The organism is Pseudidiomarina terrestris (assembly GCF_030466375.1).
GTDB classification, from domain to species: Bacteria; Pseudomonadota; Gammaproteobacteria; order Enterobacterales; family Alteromonadaceae; genus Pseudidiomarina; species Pseudidiomarina terrestris.
In genome coordinates this window covers 1,276,044-1,289,532 of sequence record NZ_JAGGJE010000001.1, presented here as the reverse complement: position 1 = coordinate 1,289,532, position 13,489 = coordinate 1,276,044, and the positions used below count along the sequence as shown (strand labels likewise).

Below are 13,489 nucleotides of genomic sequence, written 5' to 3'. Positions count from 1 at the left end.
ATAGCCGTCATGGCTGATGCCAGTTGACGGGATCATGCGGGTAAAAAATGGAGATTTAAAACTACAGGACGAAGATTTACTGCTAATAATGCGACGTAGAGAGGTTTAACTTTCAAATTCTTATCCAACGCGGCCTACAATACGCTCATTCCTGAGGAAGTCAAACTTTATAGTGTTTATTTTTTATCTGGCTTGATGGTGCGGAAGCTCAAAGCCGAAACGCTCGCCGTCTTGCCAGGCATTTCTGTCATTACCATAATTGGAAATACCATCGTTCGCTTTTAATAACCGCGCAAGATGTATGCAGTTCCAGGTCATAATCGTGGTGTTGCGTTGCGTAAAATCGTTGTCAAAGCCGACCCGCGAGCCTTGTTCAGTTTCGTCACCAAACGACGGTCCTGGTCCCGCTTCACCAATCCAGCCACAGTCAGCCTGGGGTGGGATTGTGTAGCCTAGATGGTTGAGGGCAAAGCCTAGGGTCATGGCAGTATGCTTAATGCCATCCTCATTGCCGGTGATGACACAACCGCCGACTTTACCGTAGTAAATCGACTGTCCCTTATCGTTCAGCGCTCCGGACATTGCGTAGAGGCGTTCAATCAAAATTCGGCATAACGAGCTTTCTTCGCCCAGCCACAGCGGCGTACCGATAATTAAAATATCCGCAGCTTTAACTTTCGGCCAAAGCGAGGGCCAATCATCTTTGCTCCAGCCATGTTCTGTCATATCCGGATAGACGCCCGGGGCGCATTCGTAGTCTGCAAAATGCAAATGCTCGACCGCAATATCAGCCTTCTCCATGATGCCCGCCGCAGCGTTGAGCAACAGCTTGGTATGGCTCTCTGACGCCTTCTTTTTAAGCGACGTATTAATGAAGAGCGCATTTAACGAGATATTCCGACTCATGATCGTCCTCCAGTTTCTAAAAGAGCTGTTCTATCATCCTCTATTTGCGACTTTGATGGTCCGAAAGCCCGCTCGTGGACGTCCTTTGCTTAACTTTCTTGCGTTACAGCGAACAGTTACGACAGTTGGGGGCTGCGGTTGTACGTCTATTTATTCTTAGCAAAAACCCGACGATAGGGCAAAGTCGGGCAGCATTGAACGGACTAAAGCGTAAGTGTTAACGGGCTATGATCCCAGCCGGCCTAAATACTCTTTTAAGACCACCGCATTGTTATGCTCGTTATCGGTCGCAGCGTATAACAGAGTCACACGCTTTTGCTCTGCCTTCTCGGCCAGCGGTCGCAGTTGTTCCCGGTGGTCCTTTAGCTCCGCAAGGTAACGTTTTCGAAATTCAGCCCATTCGGAGCTGTTATCGTGAAACCACTGGCGTAACTCGTCGGATGGCGCAACGTCTTTTATCCAGTCATCTAATTGCGCCTCGTCCTTGCTGATGCCACGCGGCCACAAGCGGTCGACCAGGACTCGATAGCCGTCAGCGCTTGAAGCTGACGCATAGATTCGTTTCAGTTCGATAGACATAGAGATTGACTCCTAAACCGCACGCTTATCCGTAGCTTAGAGTTTTACGATGAGCTTACCTTGATTGTCGCCAGTGAAAAACATATTCAGACCTTCAATGGCAGACTCTAACCCTTCAATAACGTGCGCGCGGTATTTCACTTTGCCGGACATGACATAAGGGGTGAGCTTAGCAAGTAAGCTTGGTACTTGATGAAAGTGGTCAGGCATAGTGAACCCCTGAATGCTTAAGCGCTTTTTGATAATTGGAATCCAGCTTGGCCCCGGGCTAGGCTCAGCTTTGTCATAATCTGCGATCATGCCGCAAACCACGACCCGACCATGGGCGTTCATACGTTCAAAAACGAGGTGTTGAATGGGGCCACCGGTATTCTCAAAGTATAAGTCGATACCATCTGGTGTGTGTTTCGCTAATTGTTGCGCTAAGTCATCGGCTTTGTAATTTACGGCACCGTCAAAGCCCAACTCGTTAACGATCCAGTCCGCTTTCTCATCGCTACCGACCACGCCGATGACGGTTAAGCCTTCAGCTTTTGCCAGCTGGCCCACTATCGAGCCCACCGAGCCAGCGGCGCCGGTCACTACCAGTGTCTCACCTTGCTGTGGCTTACCGACGTTAAATAGGCCTTGAGTCGCAGTTAAGCCGGGCAGGGCAAACACGGACAATACCATTTCATCAGGTACCTGAGCGTCGACCTTATTAATGCCCTGACCATCGCTGAGCGCATACTCTTGCCAACCCATCATGCCCATAACACGGTCACCGACCTGAAAGTCCGGATGCTTAGACTCAACAACTTCACCGACGCCAGAGCTGCGCATGACCGTACCCAACTCAACTGGGGGGATATAGCTTTCAGTATCAGGGCTCATCCAACCAAACATGGCAGGATCCAGCGACATTTGTGTTTGTTTGATGAGTAGCTCACCGGTGCCGACTTTTGGTAGCTCTTTCTCAACCACCTCAAACACGTCCGCCGATACTGGACCTGGCTCGGGTCGCTTGACTAAATTTATCGCTTTATAGGTTGTCATGGTGATCCCTTAAAATTCGTAGATGCGTGTCATTAGATTGACGGACAGCATAACAAATATAAGCGATCTTTGCGGACGGGCTTAAGCTTGGGTTTTATATCCGGGAGGGGGGATGAATTGGTACGACCGAGTGGATTCGAACCACCGACCTCTACCATGTCAAGGTAGCGCTCTAACCAACTGAGCTACGGTCGTACACTTTGAAAAGCTTGCTCACATTGCGTGAACGGCCGCTATATTAGTCATTCTCTTGCTACGACGCAAGCCATTTTTATCAAAAAAACCGCTGTAGGACGCTGACTGCTTAACAATCGAGCAATCAGTGATTTGCGTATTGATTTGCGTAACTAGCGCAGCGGCTGACCAAGCTGGTGCTGGGCAATCAATCGAACGACATAAGAGACTTTAAAGAGCCCGGCAGTAAGTATTTGGAGAAAGTGCAACACCGCAATAAACATGAGTGGAAGCTGTGCCTCCATGCCCCATGCCAGATAAGCGACAATAAGAAAAAGCAGCAAAAATGCGACCATGGCACTATTTGCAGTTCGTAAGAGAGTTACTGCTGTCATAACCTACATCCTTAATGCATGTTTTATAAAGTGCATTATTCATGTATCTTTAGCTGAGATCAAGTTTTTCAAGCTCAGGCTTCCGTAAACAGGGCGGATTTATGCAGTTAAAGAAATATACTGACTATGGATTGCGAATTTTGATGTACTTGGGCGTGCAGGAAGCGCAAGCACGTAAGCCAGGTATGGAGTCATCTCAGCAGAACAAGCTGACAACCATACGGGATATTTGTACCACGTTCGATTTGTCCACCAATCACGTCAATAAAGTCGTTCATCATCTGGGGCGATTGGGCTTGATTGACACCCGGCGTGGCAAGAACGGTGGTTTTTTGCTGGCTAAACCGGCTGCGGAAATTAGGTTGGATTACGTCATCCGTCAACTCGAGGGCGACGAGGCTTGGATAGAATGCCACAACCCTTATTGTGTGGCATTACCTGCGTGCGAACTCAAAGGCATTGTGGCGCGGGGCAAAGAGCTATTTTATGACTACCTGGCGCAGTTTACGCTCACCGATTTACTTAAGAAACAGGGGCAGCTGTTGCAGATTTTTTCAACAACACCCTGATGGCTTCGCTGATCCCGTCCAGGGTCAATGGGTACATACGCGCGCCCATTAGTTCTTGCATCATGTCGATAGAATGATGCCAGCGCCAGTGCTCTTTTGGTTGTGGGTTAAGCCACACAGCGCTAGTGAAATGAGCAAGTAACCGCTGCATCCAAACAGCGCCAGGCTCTTCATTCCAATGTTCGACACTGCCGCCCGGGTAGGCAATTTCATACGGACCCATAGTGGCATCGCCGACAAAAATCAGCTTATAGTCGCGACCGTAGCGGTTGATGAGCTCACGGGTTGGGGTTTTTGCACTGAAACGCCGCTCATTGGATGCCCAGACTTCTTCGTAAACACAGTTGTGGAAGTAGTAAAACTCCAGATGTTTGAATTCACTGCGCGCAGCAGCAAATAGCTGCTGACACTCATAAATAAAATCATCCATGGAGCCGCCGACATCAAAGAGCAACAGCACTTTGACCGCATTATGTCGCTCAGGCCGCCATTGTAAGTCGAGCATACCGCCTTTCTTTGATGTGGCCCGAATGGTCTCGTCCAAGTCCAGTTCTTCAGCACTGCCGGTGCGCGCGAATTTGCGCAACTTGCGCAGGGCCAGTTGCATGGTGCGGTTATTCAGCTCGCCTTCGGTGTCGAGATCGCGAAACTCACGCTTATCCCACACTTTCACTGCTCGGCGAGCGTTTGACCCTTCCTGACCGATACGAATGCCTTCCGGGTGGTAGCCGTAAGCGCCAAAAGGTGAGGTGCCTCCGGTGCCAATCCATTTATTACCACCGGCATGGCGTTTTTGTTGTTCTTTCAGGCGTTCCTGAAAGGCGTTCAACAATTCATCAAGTCCGCCCATACTCTGCAGTTTGGCTTTGTCCTCATCACTGAGTTGCCGTTGCAAAGAGCGGCGTAGCCAGTCTTCAGGAATCGCACTGGCTAAATCAACCTGTTCAACACCTTCAAAGTATTCTGCGAAAGCCCGGTCAAAGCGGTCGAACTGACTTTCGTCCTTAACCAAGGTCAGCCGCGCAAGGTAGTAAAAAGCCTCAACGTCAGCGAACACCACCTGTTGTTCCAGCGCCTTCAACAGATCCAGCAGCTCGGTAATACTGGTCTGTAGTCCGTGCCGGCGCAGACATAAGAAGAACTCAATCAGCATCAGCTTTCCCGGCGGCGTGACATGAACGCGAGCTTTTCTACCAGCTGCACGTCCTGCTCATTTTTCAGCAGCGCACCAAACATCGGCATAAGACCGTCGCTTGCCTGCAGCTGTTTATGGCTGACATCTTCAACTAACAGCAGCTTCAACCAGTCAATCAGCTCTGACGTAGAGGGTTTTTTCTTCAGGTTAGGTAATTTTCGCACATCGAAAAAGACTTCCAGGGCCGTTTTCAGCAAGTCTCTCTGAATATCAGGGTGATGGACGTGCACGATCTTTGCCAGGGTCTCCGCATCGGGGAAATTAATGTAGTGAAAAAAGCAGCGTCGCAGAAATGCATCAGGCAGCTCTTTTTCATTATTGGAAGTAATCACCACAATCGGGCGGTGCTTGGCGCTTACCTGTTCACCAGTTTCATAGACATGGAATTCCATCTGGTCGAGCTCGTGCAGGAGGTCGTTTGGAAATTCAATGTCGGCTTTATCAATTTCATCAATCAACAGCACCGGTCGCTCCGGCGCGGTAAACGCCTGCCAGAGCTTGCCCGGTTTGATGTAATTGGCGATATCATGCACTTTGTCACTGCCGAGCTGGCTATCACGCAGACGTGAAACAGCATCGTACTCGTACAGACCTTGCTGGGCCTTTGAGGTCGATTTAATCTGCCAGCGCAGTAAGGGTACCCCAAGGCTCGTAGCAAGCTCTTCGGCCAGCCTGGTTTTCCCGGTACCCGGTTCACCTTTGAGCAATAAAGGCTTTTCCAAAGTTACCGCGGCCTGGACCGCGAGCGCCAATTCATCGGCAACGATATAATTTGAGGTACTGCTAAACTGCATGAAAAATCCTTATTTTTTGACGATTTTCGCCGAAGTTTCTAAGTAAATTCTACCTTGTTTTTTTACCGTATCATAATCCAGCGTCTCAGAGGCAATATGCACTTCCTCGAGTACCTCCTGCAAAGTGTCCACTTCTTCGTCAAGTTTCTGCAGGGCATTTTCCAGGGTATAGCTTAACTGGTGAACCGTTGCCATATCTTCAGCGGTAAGCTCGCCATCCGCCATCAGCTGAGCCAGTTTTGCATTGAAATTAGCCAGATTAAACATGGCTTGATCGAGTGTTTTAGCAGGTTGACCTTTGAAGTGCTCGTAACGCTGTTCGTCCTGTGCTTGAGCCGGTTGCGCGGAGAGCACGGCAAAACCAAGCAGCGTGGCGGCAATCACTGATAATTTCATAGCGGTTTCCTTATAGCCTTTAAAGGTAATCATGGGTTGATAATCATTCTTAATGCGAATCATTATCAATAATACCTGAACCCTGTCGATACACCAACAGGGTTACTTCACCTGTGCATCCATTACCCACCCGGGGTAAAGTTGCATGCTGCAAAGAAATCTTGCCATGGTTTCACGTGCGCCTTGGTTGCCTCGTTTAGATCCTCGGAAACCGCAATGAGCTCGTTAATGTAATCACTTAAAGCAGGGGAGTTGATCTCAGCGTTGAGCTCCCTCAAAACCTTGTTTACCGCATAACCCTGCTCAGTGAAGCTGGCCACCTGCGGCTGAACCTCGCCGATAAAGTATTTAGTGAAGACAGTATGCAAAACTTCTGCGCGCTGTGGCGTCACGTCCGGACGGCAGCCGCTGGCTGCAACTAAATTGTCCAGCATCGGTTGCAGTCGGCGCAAATAGGCGTTCAGTTCGAAAAGCGAGCGCCAGAGATAGGGCAGATAATCACTCTGGTATAAGATTTCCATAGCCTCATCGATTTGATCACGGGTTGGCACCGCCTGCTCAGTCGAGGTATTTACCTTTAATACATCGCTTTGGAGGAGTTGTAATACAGTGCTCAGCGCACTCATTGAGCTGGCAAAGTAATCTTGATCAGCTTCGGCGTGGGTGTTGGCCCCTACGCGCAGGGCGTGACGCAGAGCCTCATCGGTAGCGAGCGCATGTTCTTGCTCCGCAGCCAGATTGTCTTTTTTCTTTTCCAGTGCTTCGGCTAACCGGTCGGCTAAGCTCTCGCCATTGTTGCGCAACTCGTCCACGCAATCTTCCATGGCTTTGACCAACAACACATCGGTGTGTAAACGGCTCAAGCCTTTTTCCAGCTTCCCGAGCGCGCTGTTGCGGCGTGCAATCAGGTTGCCGGCGGCACATTTATCAATGCGCCATGAGTCCAGCAGCGAAATACTTACACGGGGGATAGCGACCGTCAGCTGCCGTACTGGCGGAATCCGCGGTACCTCGATACTTTGGTAGGGCACAGGCTCCCGCTCCAGGGTATTGGCAACCCGGTCCTGATAATCGACAACTGGAGCCAGGGTCGCTGGCGAAGGACTGCAAGCGCTCAGTAAGGTTAACGCAGCAAGACCGCAAATCGCGTGGCAAAGCCGGGGGTAAAACCGTACAATAAAATCATTCACGAATTGTAGAGGACGTTGTTTCATATGTTTACCGGTATTGTTCAGACGCAGGCAGAAGTGATGGCTATTGAGCAGCGCGAGCAGTTTCGTCATCTGCAACTGCGTGTTGCTTCAAAATTTTTATCCCAATTAGAAATTGGGGCGAGTATCGCTATTAACGGATGTTGTCTTACGGTAGTTAAATTTAGCACAGATACAGTAAGTTTTGATGTGATCGACGAAACTCTGCGACTGACCAATCTCGGCGAGTTGGAGGTTGGGTCACAGGTGAACCTGGAGCGGTCATTAAAAGTAGGCGATGAGATTGGCGGGCATCAGGTGTCGGGTCATATTCATGCTACCGGTAGTATAGAAACCATCACGACGACCGATGACAATGTGGCGATGTGGATTGAGTTCCCAGCGAGCTTTGCGCCTTATGTCTTCGGCAAAGGCTTCATCAGTGTGAATGGCGCCAGTCTTACCGTAGGCCAGGTTCATGAGAACCGGTTTTCGTTGCATTTGATTCCGGAAACACTACGCCTGACGAATTTAGCAAAGGCGCAGCCAGGACAGCGGGTCAATCTTGAGTTCGATCAGCAGACCATCACTATCGTCGATACGGTCGAACGCATTATGATTCAGAAAAATCAAAGCGGGCAATAAAACAGAGCAATAACTAAGCGACATGAGCTGTAAGGGTCAACGCACCTATAGTGCTCGTGTTTTACTATGGCTCAATAAAAGTTCTCATCGTCGCTGCGGATCTTAACAACGATTTTATCGCGCACATCATCAAGAGTGATTTCGATATGCACGTCGCTACCGCACGCGGGACATTCATCCTGATAGTCCTGATCGCCTTGCGAGGCATCAATTGCCAGATGGATGTGGTGGCCACAATGCGGACAATCGACAGCCGCATCATGCAGTTTTTGGGGATTCATTTTTAAACCTCAATCGTTGCTGTCCTGACTTGAGTATGGAACATGAATTGTCATGTTGGCCAACTTTAACGCGAAAATAACAGCGCGATCCCGGTGACTGCAATAAGCGCACCCAGAATACTGCGGACTGAAGGCGGTTCTCCGCGAAACCACTGGATCGGGATTAACCACAATGGCGCAGTAGCGAGCAGTGTCTGTGCCAGTCCCGGGTGCAAATAGGCAATAGCGGTTTGTTGCAGCCAGATGGCGAGGAAAGTTCCCATCACAATGGCAACAAACAGCCAGGGTAAGGACGTATGTCTTAACGCCGAACGGGTTTGCAAAATGATGCTCGGCTTCAGCAGTAACAGGGCGACGGTAAGTGCCGCAGTACCGGCTGCGAGCCTTACAAAAGCGGCTTGTAGTGGATTGACGTCAAAGCTGACCAGCGCTTCAAAGGCCATCACCAGACCCAGTGCCTGACATAAGGCAGCACCTGTTGCTGCGGCCGCGCCTGCACGGGTGAGCGGGGTTGTTCCCTGCCGCTGGCCACGCTCAGTGACAATCACCAGAATACCGAACAACACCACCAGTGCTGCGCTAATCTCAGCAAAACTCATCGCCTCGCGCAGCCATACCCAGGCAATGATCGCAGCAAAAGGAGGCGCGAGGTATTCGAACAACATGGTATGCCAGGGGCCAATGCGCCGCAGTGCGGTGAAATACAGGGTGTCGCCCAGAGTGATACCGATAACGCCACTGGCCAGTAACAGCCAGGCCGCGGCACTGCCGTCGAACTGAACCAGTTGCGAGGTCGCCAGCCCCACCATAAACAGCAGGGGGACGGCGACGAAGCCTTTCACCAGATTGAGCTGGCTGGCCGACAAATAGCTACCCGCCTGACTGTAAAGCAAGGTAGCAAGGGCCCAAAACAAGGCAGCAAAAAGGGCGGCCAGGGGGCCGATAAACCAATCCATAGGCTGCTATCTTAACTGGACTTGAAACTCAGGCCAATAGCCGCGTTGCGCCGAATGTCACGGTGCGGTATAGTGCGTTTTTCGTTGAATCACAAGTGACACTTGGTAGGTGCCACCACTGTTAAAGGAACACAAGAATGCCTGTTGTAACGCTCCCTGATGGAAGTCAACGCACTTTCGATAAACCCGTCTCTATTCTCGAAGTCGCCCAAGATATCGGTCCCGGATTAGCCAAAGCTACGGTCGCTGGTAAAATTGATGGTGAGTTAGTAGATGCCTGTGATCTGATCACTGACGATGCTGCGGTACATATCATTACTCCAAAAGATGACGAGGGCGTACACATTATCCGTCACTCGTGCGCGCACTTACTCGGGCATGCGCTGAAGCAAATGTTCCCAGACGCGAAGATGGCCATCGGTCCAGTGATTGATAACGGTTTTTACTACGATATCGATATGGACAAGGCATTGACCCATGACGATCTTGAAGCGCTGGAAAGGCGCATGAAAGAGCTGGCGAAAACCGAGTACGAGGTAGTTAAAAACCGCGTGAGCTGGCAGCAAGCCCGCGAAACCTTCGTGGCACGTCACGAGCCTTACAAAGTTGAAATTCTGGATGAGAATATCAGCCAGGACGATCGTCCGGCGCTTTACCAGCATGAAGAATATGTGGATATGTGCCGCGGTCCGCACGTTCCCAATATGCGTTTTTGTCAGCATTTCAAAGTCATGAAAGTTGCAGGTGCGTACTGGCGCGGCAGCTCTGATAACAAAATGCTGCAACGTATCTACGGCACCGCCTGGGCTGATAAGAAACAGCTAAAAGCCTATTTGCAGCGCCTTGAAGAAGCGGAAAAGCGTGACCATCGTAAGATTGGCAAATCTCAGGATCTGTTTCACTGGCAAGAAGAAGCGCCAGGCATGGTGTTCTGGCACCACAATGGCTGGACCATTTTCCAGGAGCTGGAAAGTTACGTCCGTGAAAAGCTGCGTGAGTACGACTACCAGGAAGTTAAAGGCCCACTGATGATGGACCGGGTGTTGTGGGAAAAGTCAGGCCACTGGGAGAAGTTCTCCGATCTGATGTTTACCACTGCTTCGGAAAATCGCGAATACGCGATCAAACCTATGAACTGTCCTGGCCATGTCCAGATCTTTAACCAAGGGTTGAAGTCTTACCGTGACCTGCCGTTGCGGATGGCTGAGTTCGGCTGCTGTCACCGTAACGAACCTTCAGGTGCCTTGCATGGTTTGATGCGGGTCCGTGGCTTTACCCAGGATGACGCGCATGTGTTCTGTACGCCCGCCCAGGTACAAACTGAAGTCAGTAGCTGTATTCAAATGGTCTACGAGACCTACAAGACCTTCGGTTTTGAAGATATCGTGGTCAAGCTGTCGACGCGTCCGGAAAAACGTTTGGGTGATGATGCCACCTGGGATCATGCCGAACAGGCGCTGGCTGAGGCGCTGAAGAATAACGGTATCAAGTTTGAGTACCTGCCAGGCGAGGGCGCCTTCTATGGTCCGAAAATTGAATTCACCCTGCATGATTGTTTAGGTCGTGCGTGGCAGTGTGGTACTGTGCAGCTCGACTTTGCATTGCCGGGCCGTTTAGGTGCAACTTATGTCGGTGAAGATAACGAGCGTCACACTCCGGTTATGATTCACCGGGCGATTCTGGGCTCACTGGAACGCTTTATGGGAATCTTAATCGAGGAATACGCTGGTTATTTCCCACTTTGGCTGGCGCCAACTCAGGTTGTGGTGATGAATATTACCGATAATCAGGCGGATTACGTCAAAAATACCGTAAAAGAGTTGAATAAACTCGGATTTAGGGCGACAGCTGACTTGAGAAATGAGAAAATAGGCTTTAAAATTCGTGAACACACATTAAAACGTGTTCCTTATATGTTGGTTGTCGGCGATAAAGAGATCGATAATCAAGCGGTTGCGGTACGTACGCGTCGCGGTGAAGACCAAGGCGTAAAAGGCCTGGAGCAATTTATTGCAGAGCTTACCGACGAAGTACGTAGTCGCAAAATTAGTTAATTGATTGGAGGAATGACCCATTAAAGGCGGAAAAAGAACTCAGAAACCTGCTGACAAAAATCGTATCAACGAAGATATTCGCGTCAATGAAGTACGCTTAATCGGAGTTGAAGGTGAACAGATTGGTGTCGTAAGTATTCAAGAAGCTCTTGAAAAGGCCGAAGAGGCCGGTGTTGATCTGGTGGAAATTAGCCCGAATGCGGAGCCACCAGTGTGTCGTCTGATGGATTATGGCAAGTTCCTCTACGAAAAAGCTAAGAACGCGAAAGAGCAGAAGAAAAATCAGAAACAAATTCAGGTGAAGGAAGTTAAATTCCGCCCTGGCACAGACGAAGGCGATTATCAGGTAAAACTGCGCAACCTGAGTCGCTTTTTAGAGGGAGGTGACAAAACAAAAGTCACCGTTCGTTTCCGTGGCCGAGAAATGGCGCACCAGGAGATTGGAATCGAATTGCTAAATCGCGTTAAAAACGATTTAGAAGAGATTTCAACTGTTGAGTCGTTCCCAAGAAGGGCTGAGGGTCGCCAGATGATTATGGTGCTGGCCCCTGCCAAGAAGTAACTGAGGTCTACAAGTAGTGAGGTTTCGACCGAGCTCACCCTGTTACACTTTTATGTTAACAATGCGGAGTTATTTTCATGCCGAAAATGAAATCCAATAAAGGCGCGTCAAAGCGCTTTAAAAAAACCGCTTCAGGCGGTTTCAAGTGCAAGCAATCACACTTGCGTCACATCCTGACTAAGAAGAGCTCTAAGCGGAAACGTCACCTACGTGCGAAAAGCATGGTGCACGAAGCCGACGTTCAATTAGTCGCACGTATGTTACCGTACGCATAAGGAAGGAGACAGCAAATGGCACGAGTAAAACGTGGTGTGATCGCGCGCGCGCGTCACAAGAAAGTCCTGAAGCAGGCGAAAGGTTATTATGGTGCTCGTTCACGCGTTTATCGCGTAGCGAAGCAAGCAGTTATCAAAGCAGGTCAATATGCATACCGTGACCGTCGCAACAAGAAACGTCAATTCCGTCAATTATGGATTGTGCGTATCAATGCTGCGTCCCGTCAAAACGGTTTGTCATACAGCCGCTTTATCAACGGTTTGAAAAAAGCATCGGTAGAAATCGATCGTAAAATTCTGGCAGACATCGCAGTGCACGACCAAAAAGGTTTTGCCGCGTTGGTAGAGAAAGCAAAAAGCTCTCTGTAAGCCATGAAGAAAGTCGAAAAAGGGAGCATGATTGCTCCCTTTTTTTATGGATTTTCGCTATGATAGTCGCCTTTACAGGGTTTGAACCATGCCGCGGGTCGGCAATCACGCATCATCGAGGAAAGTCATGGAGTTAAATGACATTGTCGCGAAGGCCGAAGACGCCGTCGCAGCCGCTACCACCCCCCAGGAACTGGACAGTGTGCGGGTTGAGTACATGGGCAAGAAAGGCTTGCTCACTGAGCAATTAAAAAGCTTAGGTAAGCTATCTGCAGAGGAGCGTCCAGCTGCCGGACAAGCAATCAACCAGGCCAAACAACAGGTTCAGCAGGCGATCAACGCGCGTAATGAAGAACTCAAACAAGCGCAGCTGGCAGAGAAACTCGCTGCTGAACGCATTGACGTCACCTTACCTGGTCGTCGCGCCGCCTTGGGTGGGCTGCACCCGGTCACGCAAACGATTCAGCGTATCGAACAGTTCTTTGGTGATTTAGGGTTCCGCGTAGTTGAGGGGCCTGAAGTTGAAGATGACTTCCATAACTTTGATGCATTGAACATTCCAGCGAACCATCCGGCTCGCGCGGATCATGATACCTTTTATTTTACGCCCAAAACGATGCTGCGAACACAGACTTCTGGTGTGCAAATCCGCACCATGGAGCATGAGCAGCCCCCGTTGCGCATTATTTCCCCTGGCCGCGTGTACCGCAACGATTACGACCAGACCCATACCCCGATGTTTCATCAGGTCGAGGGCTTAATGGTCGATACGGATGTTAGCTTTACGCAGCTAAAAGGCATCCTTGAAGACTTTCTGGTGAACTTCTTTGAAGAGTCACTGGAAGTGCGTTTCCGGCCTTCTTATTTCCCCTTCACCGAGCCCTCTGCAGAAGTTGACGTGCGTCGTAAAGACGGTCAATGGCTGGAAGTATTGGGTTGCGGCATGGTCCATCCAAAAGTGTTGCAGGCGGTGGGTATTGATAGCGAAAAATACACCGGCTTTGCCTTTGGCATGGGGGTCGAGCGCCTCACCATGTTGCGTTATGGCGTGAACGATCTACGCGCGTTTTTCGAAAACGACGTTCGCTTCTTGAAACAGTTTAATTAAGTTCGG

The 13,489-nt window shown here is 50.0% G+C and carries 17 protein-coding genes and 1 tRNA gene; 7 read left to right on the top strand and 11 right to left on the bottom strand.

Features of this window, described 5'->3' with window-relative positions; genetic code table 11:
- Positions 1-183: 183 nt before the first annotated feature.
- From J6J28_RS06240 to J6J28_RS06220, 5 genes are all read right to left on the bottom strand, one after another.
- Positions 184-906 carry a flavodoxin family protein gene (locus J6J28_RS06240; RefSeq protein ID WP_301720470.1) on the bottom strand — a complete coding sequence of 241 codons (723 nt, stop codon included), beginning with the start codon at positions 904-906 and terminating at the stop codon, positions 184-186.
- Positions 907-1,131: 225 nt separating this feature from the next.
- Complete coding sequence (locus tag J6J28_RS06235; protein ID WP_301720469.1) at positions 1,132-1,485, bottom strand: DUF488 domain-containing protein; 354 nt, start codon at positions 1,483-1,485, stop codon at positions 1,132-1,134.
- A gap of 36 nt (positions 1,486-1,521) precedes the next feature.
- Positions 1,522-2,520 carry an NADP-dependent oxidoreductase gene (locus J6J28_RS06230; protein WP_301720468.1) on the bottom strand — a complete coding sequence of 333 codons (999 nt, stop codon included), beginning with the start codon at positions 2,518-2,520 and terminating at the stop codon, positions 1,522-1,524.
- Between the two features lie 118 nt (positions 2,521-2,638).
- Positions 2,639-2,715, bottom strand: a tRNA-Val gene (locus tag J6J28_RS06225).
- 152 nt (positions 2,716-2,867) lie between these two features.
- Positions 2,868-3,089: a hypothetical protein gene (locus J6J28_RS06220; RefSeq protein ID WP_301720467.1), complete on the bottom strand. Its 222-nt coding sequence runs from the start codon at positions 3,087-3,089 to the stop codon at positions 2,868-2,870.
- Positions 3,090-3,190: 101 nt separating this feature from the next.
- On the opposite strand from J6J28_RS06220, the gene J6J28_RS06215 reads away from it, so the two are divergent.
- A complete protein-coding gene (locus tag J6J28_RS06215; protein ID WP_301720466.1) occupies positions 3,191-3,658 on the top strand; it encodes an Rrf2 family transcriptional regulator in 468 nt (155 codons plus the stop codon).
- Here J6J28_RS06215 and J6J28_RS06210 read toward each other — a convergent pair.
- From J6J28_RS06210 to J6J28_RS06195, 4 genes are all read right to left on the bottom strand, one after another.
- Complete coding sequence (locus tag J6J28_RS06210; protein ID WP_301720465.1) at positions 3,612-4,811, bottom strand: vWA domain-containing protein; 1,200 nt, start codon at positions 4,809-4,811, stop codon at positions 3,612-3,614. The two genes, J6J28_RS06215 and J6J28_RS06210, sit on opposite strands and share 47 nt — an antisense overlap.
- Positions 4,811-5,647 carry an AAA family ATPase gene (locus tag J6J28_RS06205; protein WP_301720464.1) on the bottom strand — a complete coding sequence of 279 codons (837 nt, stop codon included), beginning with the start codon at positions 5,645-5,647 and terminating at the stop codon, positions 4,811-4,813. Before J6J28_RS06205 ends, J6J28_RS06210 begins: the two co-directional genes overlap by 1 nt.
- A gap of 9 nt (positions 5,648-5,656) precedes the next feature.
- On the bottom strand, positions 5,657-6,043 hold the full coding sequence (locus J6J28_RS06200) for a DUF6746 family protein (protein ID WP_301720463.1): 387 nt from the start codon (positions 6,041-6,043) through the stop codon (positions 5,657-5,659).
- A 122-nt stretch (positions 6,044-6,165) separates the two neighbouring features.
- A complete protein-coding gene (locus tag J6J28_RS06195; RefSeq protein WP_301720461.1) occupies positions 6,166-7,257 on the bottom strand; it encodes a DUF3080 family protein in 1,092 nt (363 codons plus the stop codon).
- Between J6J28_RS06195 and J6J28_RS06190 the strand changes: the two genes are divergently transcribed.
- Positions 7,258-7,878, top strand: a complete 621-nt coding sequence (locus J6J28_RS06190; RefSeq protein WP_301720460.1) for a riboflavin synthase subunit alpha — start codon at positions 7,258-7,260, stop codon at positions 7,876-7,878.
- Positions 7,879-7,949: 71 nt separating this feature from the next.
- On the opposite strand, the gene J6J28_RS06185 is transcribed toward J6J28_RS06190, so the two are convergent.
- Both J6J28_RS06185 and J6J28_RS06180 read right to left on the bottom strand, forming a co-directional pair.
- Positions 7,950-8,159, bottom strand: a complete 210-nt coding sequence (locus J6J28_RS06185) for a CPXCG motif-containing cysteine-rich protein (protein ID WP_301720459.1) — start codon at positions 8,157-8,159, stop codon at positions 7,950-7,952.
- Between the two features lie 65 nt (positions 8,160-8,224).
- On the bottom strand, positions 8,225-9,115 hold the full coding sequence (locus J6J28_RS06180; protein WP_301720458.1) for a DMT family transporter: 891 nt from the start codon (positions 9,113-9,115) through the stop codon (positions 8,225-8,227).
- A 137-nt stretch (positions 9,116-9,252) separates the two neighbouring features.
- On the opposite strand from J6J28_RS06180, the gene thrS reads away from it, so the two are divergent.
- The 5 genes from thrS to pheS all read left to right on the top strand — a co-directional run bounded on the left by thrS (position 9,253) and on the right by pheS (position 13,483).
- A complete protein-coding gene (gene thrS / locus J6J28_RS06175) occupies positions 9,253-11,169 on the top strand; it encodes a threonine--tRNA ligase (protein WP_301720457.1) in 1,917 nt (638 codons plus the stop codon).
- 19 nt (positions 11,170-11,188) lie between these two features.
- Positions 11,189-11,731, top strand: coding sequence for a translation initiation factor IF-3 (infC, locus tag J6J28_RS06170; RefSeq protein ID WP_301720813.1), 543 nt, complete (start codon positions 11,189-11,191; stop codon positions 11,729-11,731).
- 77 nt (positions 11,732-11,808) lie between these two features.
- Entirely contained in the window at positions 11,809-12,006 is a 198-nt protein-coding gene (gene rpmI / locus J6J28_RS06165; protein ID WP_126762134.1) for a 50S ribosomal protein L35, read from the top strand.
- A 15-nt stretch (positions 12,007-12,021) separates the two neighbouring features.
- Entirely contained in the window at positions 12,022-12,375 is a 354-nt protein-coding gene (gene rplT / locus J6J28_RS06160; RefSeq protein WP_301720456.1) for a 50S ribosomal protein L20, read from the top strand.
- Positions 12,376-12,502: 127 nt separating this feature from the next.
- The gene (gene pheS, locus J6J28_RS06155; protein ID WP_301720455.1) at positions 12,503-13,483 is read left to right on the top strand and encodes a phenylalanine--tRNA ligase subunit alpha; all 981 of its coding nucleotides are present in this window, start codon (positions 12,503-12,505) and stop codon (positions 13,481-13,483) included.
- The last annotated feature ends 6 nt before the right edge of the window (positions 13,484-13,489 follow it).

What these genes read in the sequence shown, in the direction of transcription:
- J6J28_RS06200 (WP_301720463.1), bottom strand. Translation starts at nt 6,043, where the DNA reads ATGAAATTATCAGTGATTGCCGCCACGCTGCTTGGTTTTGCCGTGCTC.
- rplT (WP_301720456.1), top strand. Translation starts at nt 12,022, where the DNA reads ATGGCACGAGTAAAACGTGGTGTGATCGCGCGCGCGCGTCACAAGAAA.
- J6J28_RS06210 (WP_301720465.1), bottom strand. Translation starts at nt 4,811, where the DNA reads ATGCTGATTGAGTTCTTCTTATGTCTGCGCCGGCACGGACTACAGACC.
- J6J28_RS06205 (WP_301720464.1), bottom strand. Translation starts at nt 5,647, where the DNA reads ATGCAGTTTAGCAGTACCTCAAATTATATCGTTGCCGATGAATTGGCG.
- J6J28_RS06215 (WP_301720466.1), top strand. Translation starts at nt 3,191, where the DNA reads ATGCAGTTAAAGAAATATACTGACTATGGATTGCGAATTTTGATGTAC.
- J6J28_RS06185 (WP_301720459.1), bottom strand. Translation starts at nt 8,159, where the DNA reads ATGAATCCCCAAAAACTGCATGATGCGGCTGTCGATTGTCCGCATTGT.
- J6J28_RS06195 (WP_301720461.1), bottom strand. Translation starts at nt 7,257, where the DNA reads ATGAAACAACGTCCTCTACAATTCGTGAATGATTTTATTGTACGGTTT.
- J6J28_RS06180 (WP_301720458.1), bottom strand. Translation starts at nt 9,115, where the DNA reads ATGGATTGGTTTATCGGCCCCCTGGCCGCCCTTTTTGCTGCCTTGTTT.
- rpmI (WP_126762134.1), top strand. Translation starts at nt 11,809, where the DNA reads ATGCCGAAAATGAAATCCAATAAAGGCGCGTCAAAGCGCTTTAAAAAA.
- J6J28_RS06230 (WP_301720468.1), bottom strand. Translation starts at nt 2,520, where the DNA reads ATGACAACCTATAAAGCGATAAATTTAGTCAAGCGACCCGAGCCAGGT.
- thrS (WP_301720457.1), top strand. Translation starts at nt 9,253, where the DNA reads ATGCCTGTTGTAACGCTCCCTGATGGAAGTCAACGCACTTTCGATAAA.
- J6J28_RS06235 (WP_301720469.1), bottom strand. Translation starts at nt 1,485, where the DNA reads ATGTCTATCGAACTGAAACGAATCTATGCGTCAGCTTCAAGCGCTGAC.
- J6J28_RS06190 (WP_301720460.1), top strand. Translation starts at nt 7,258, where the DNA reads ATGTTTACCGGTATTGTTCAGACGCAGGCAGAAGTGATGGCTATTGAG.
- J6J28_RS06240 (WP_301720470.1), bottom strand. Translation starts at nt 906, where the DNA reads ATGAGTCGGAATATCTCGTTAAATGCGCTCTTCATTAATACGTCGCTT.
- J6J28_RS06220 (WP_301720467.1), bottom strand. Translation starts at nt 3,089, where the DNA reads ATGACAGCAGTAACTCTCTTACGAACTGCAAATAGTGCCATGGTCGCA.
- pheS (WP_301720455.1), top strand. Translation starts at nt 12,503, where the DNA reads ATGGAGTTAAATGACATTGTCGCGAAGGCCGAAGACGCCGTCGCAGCC.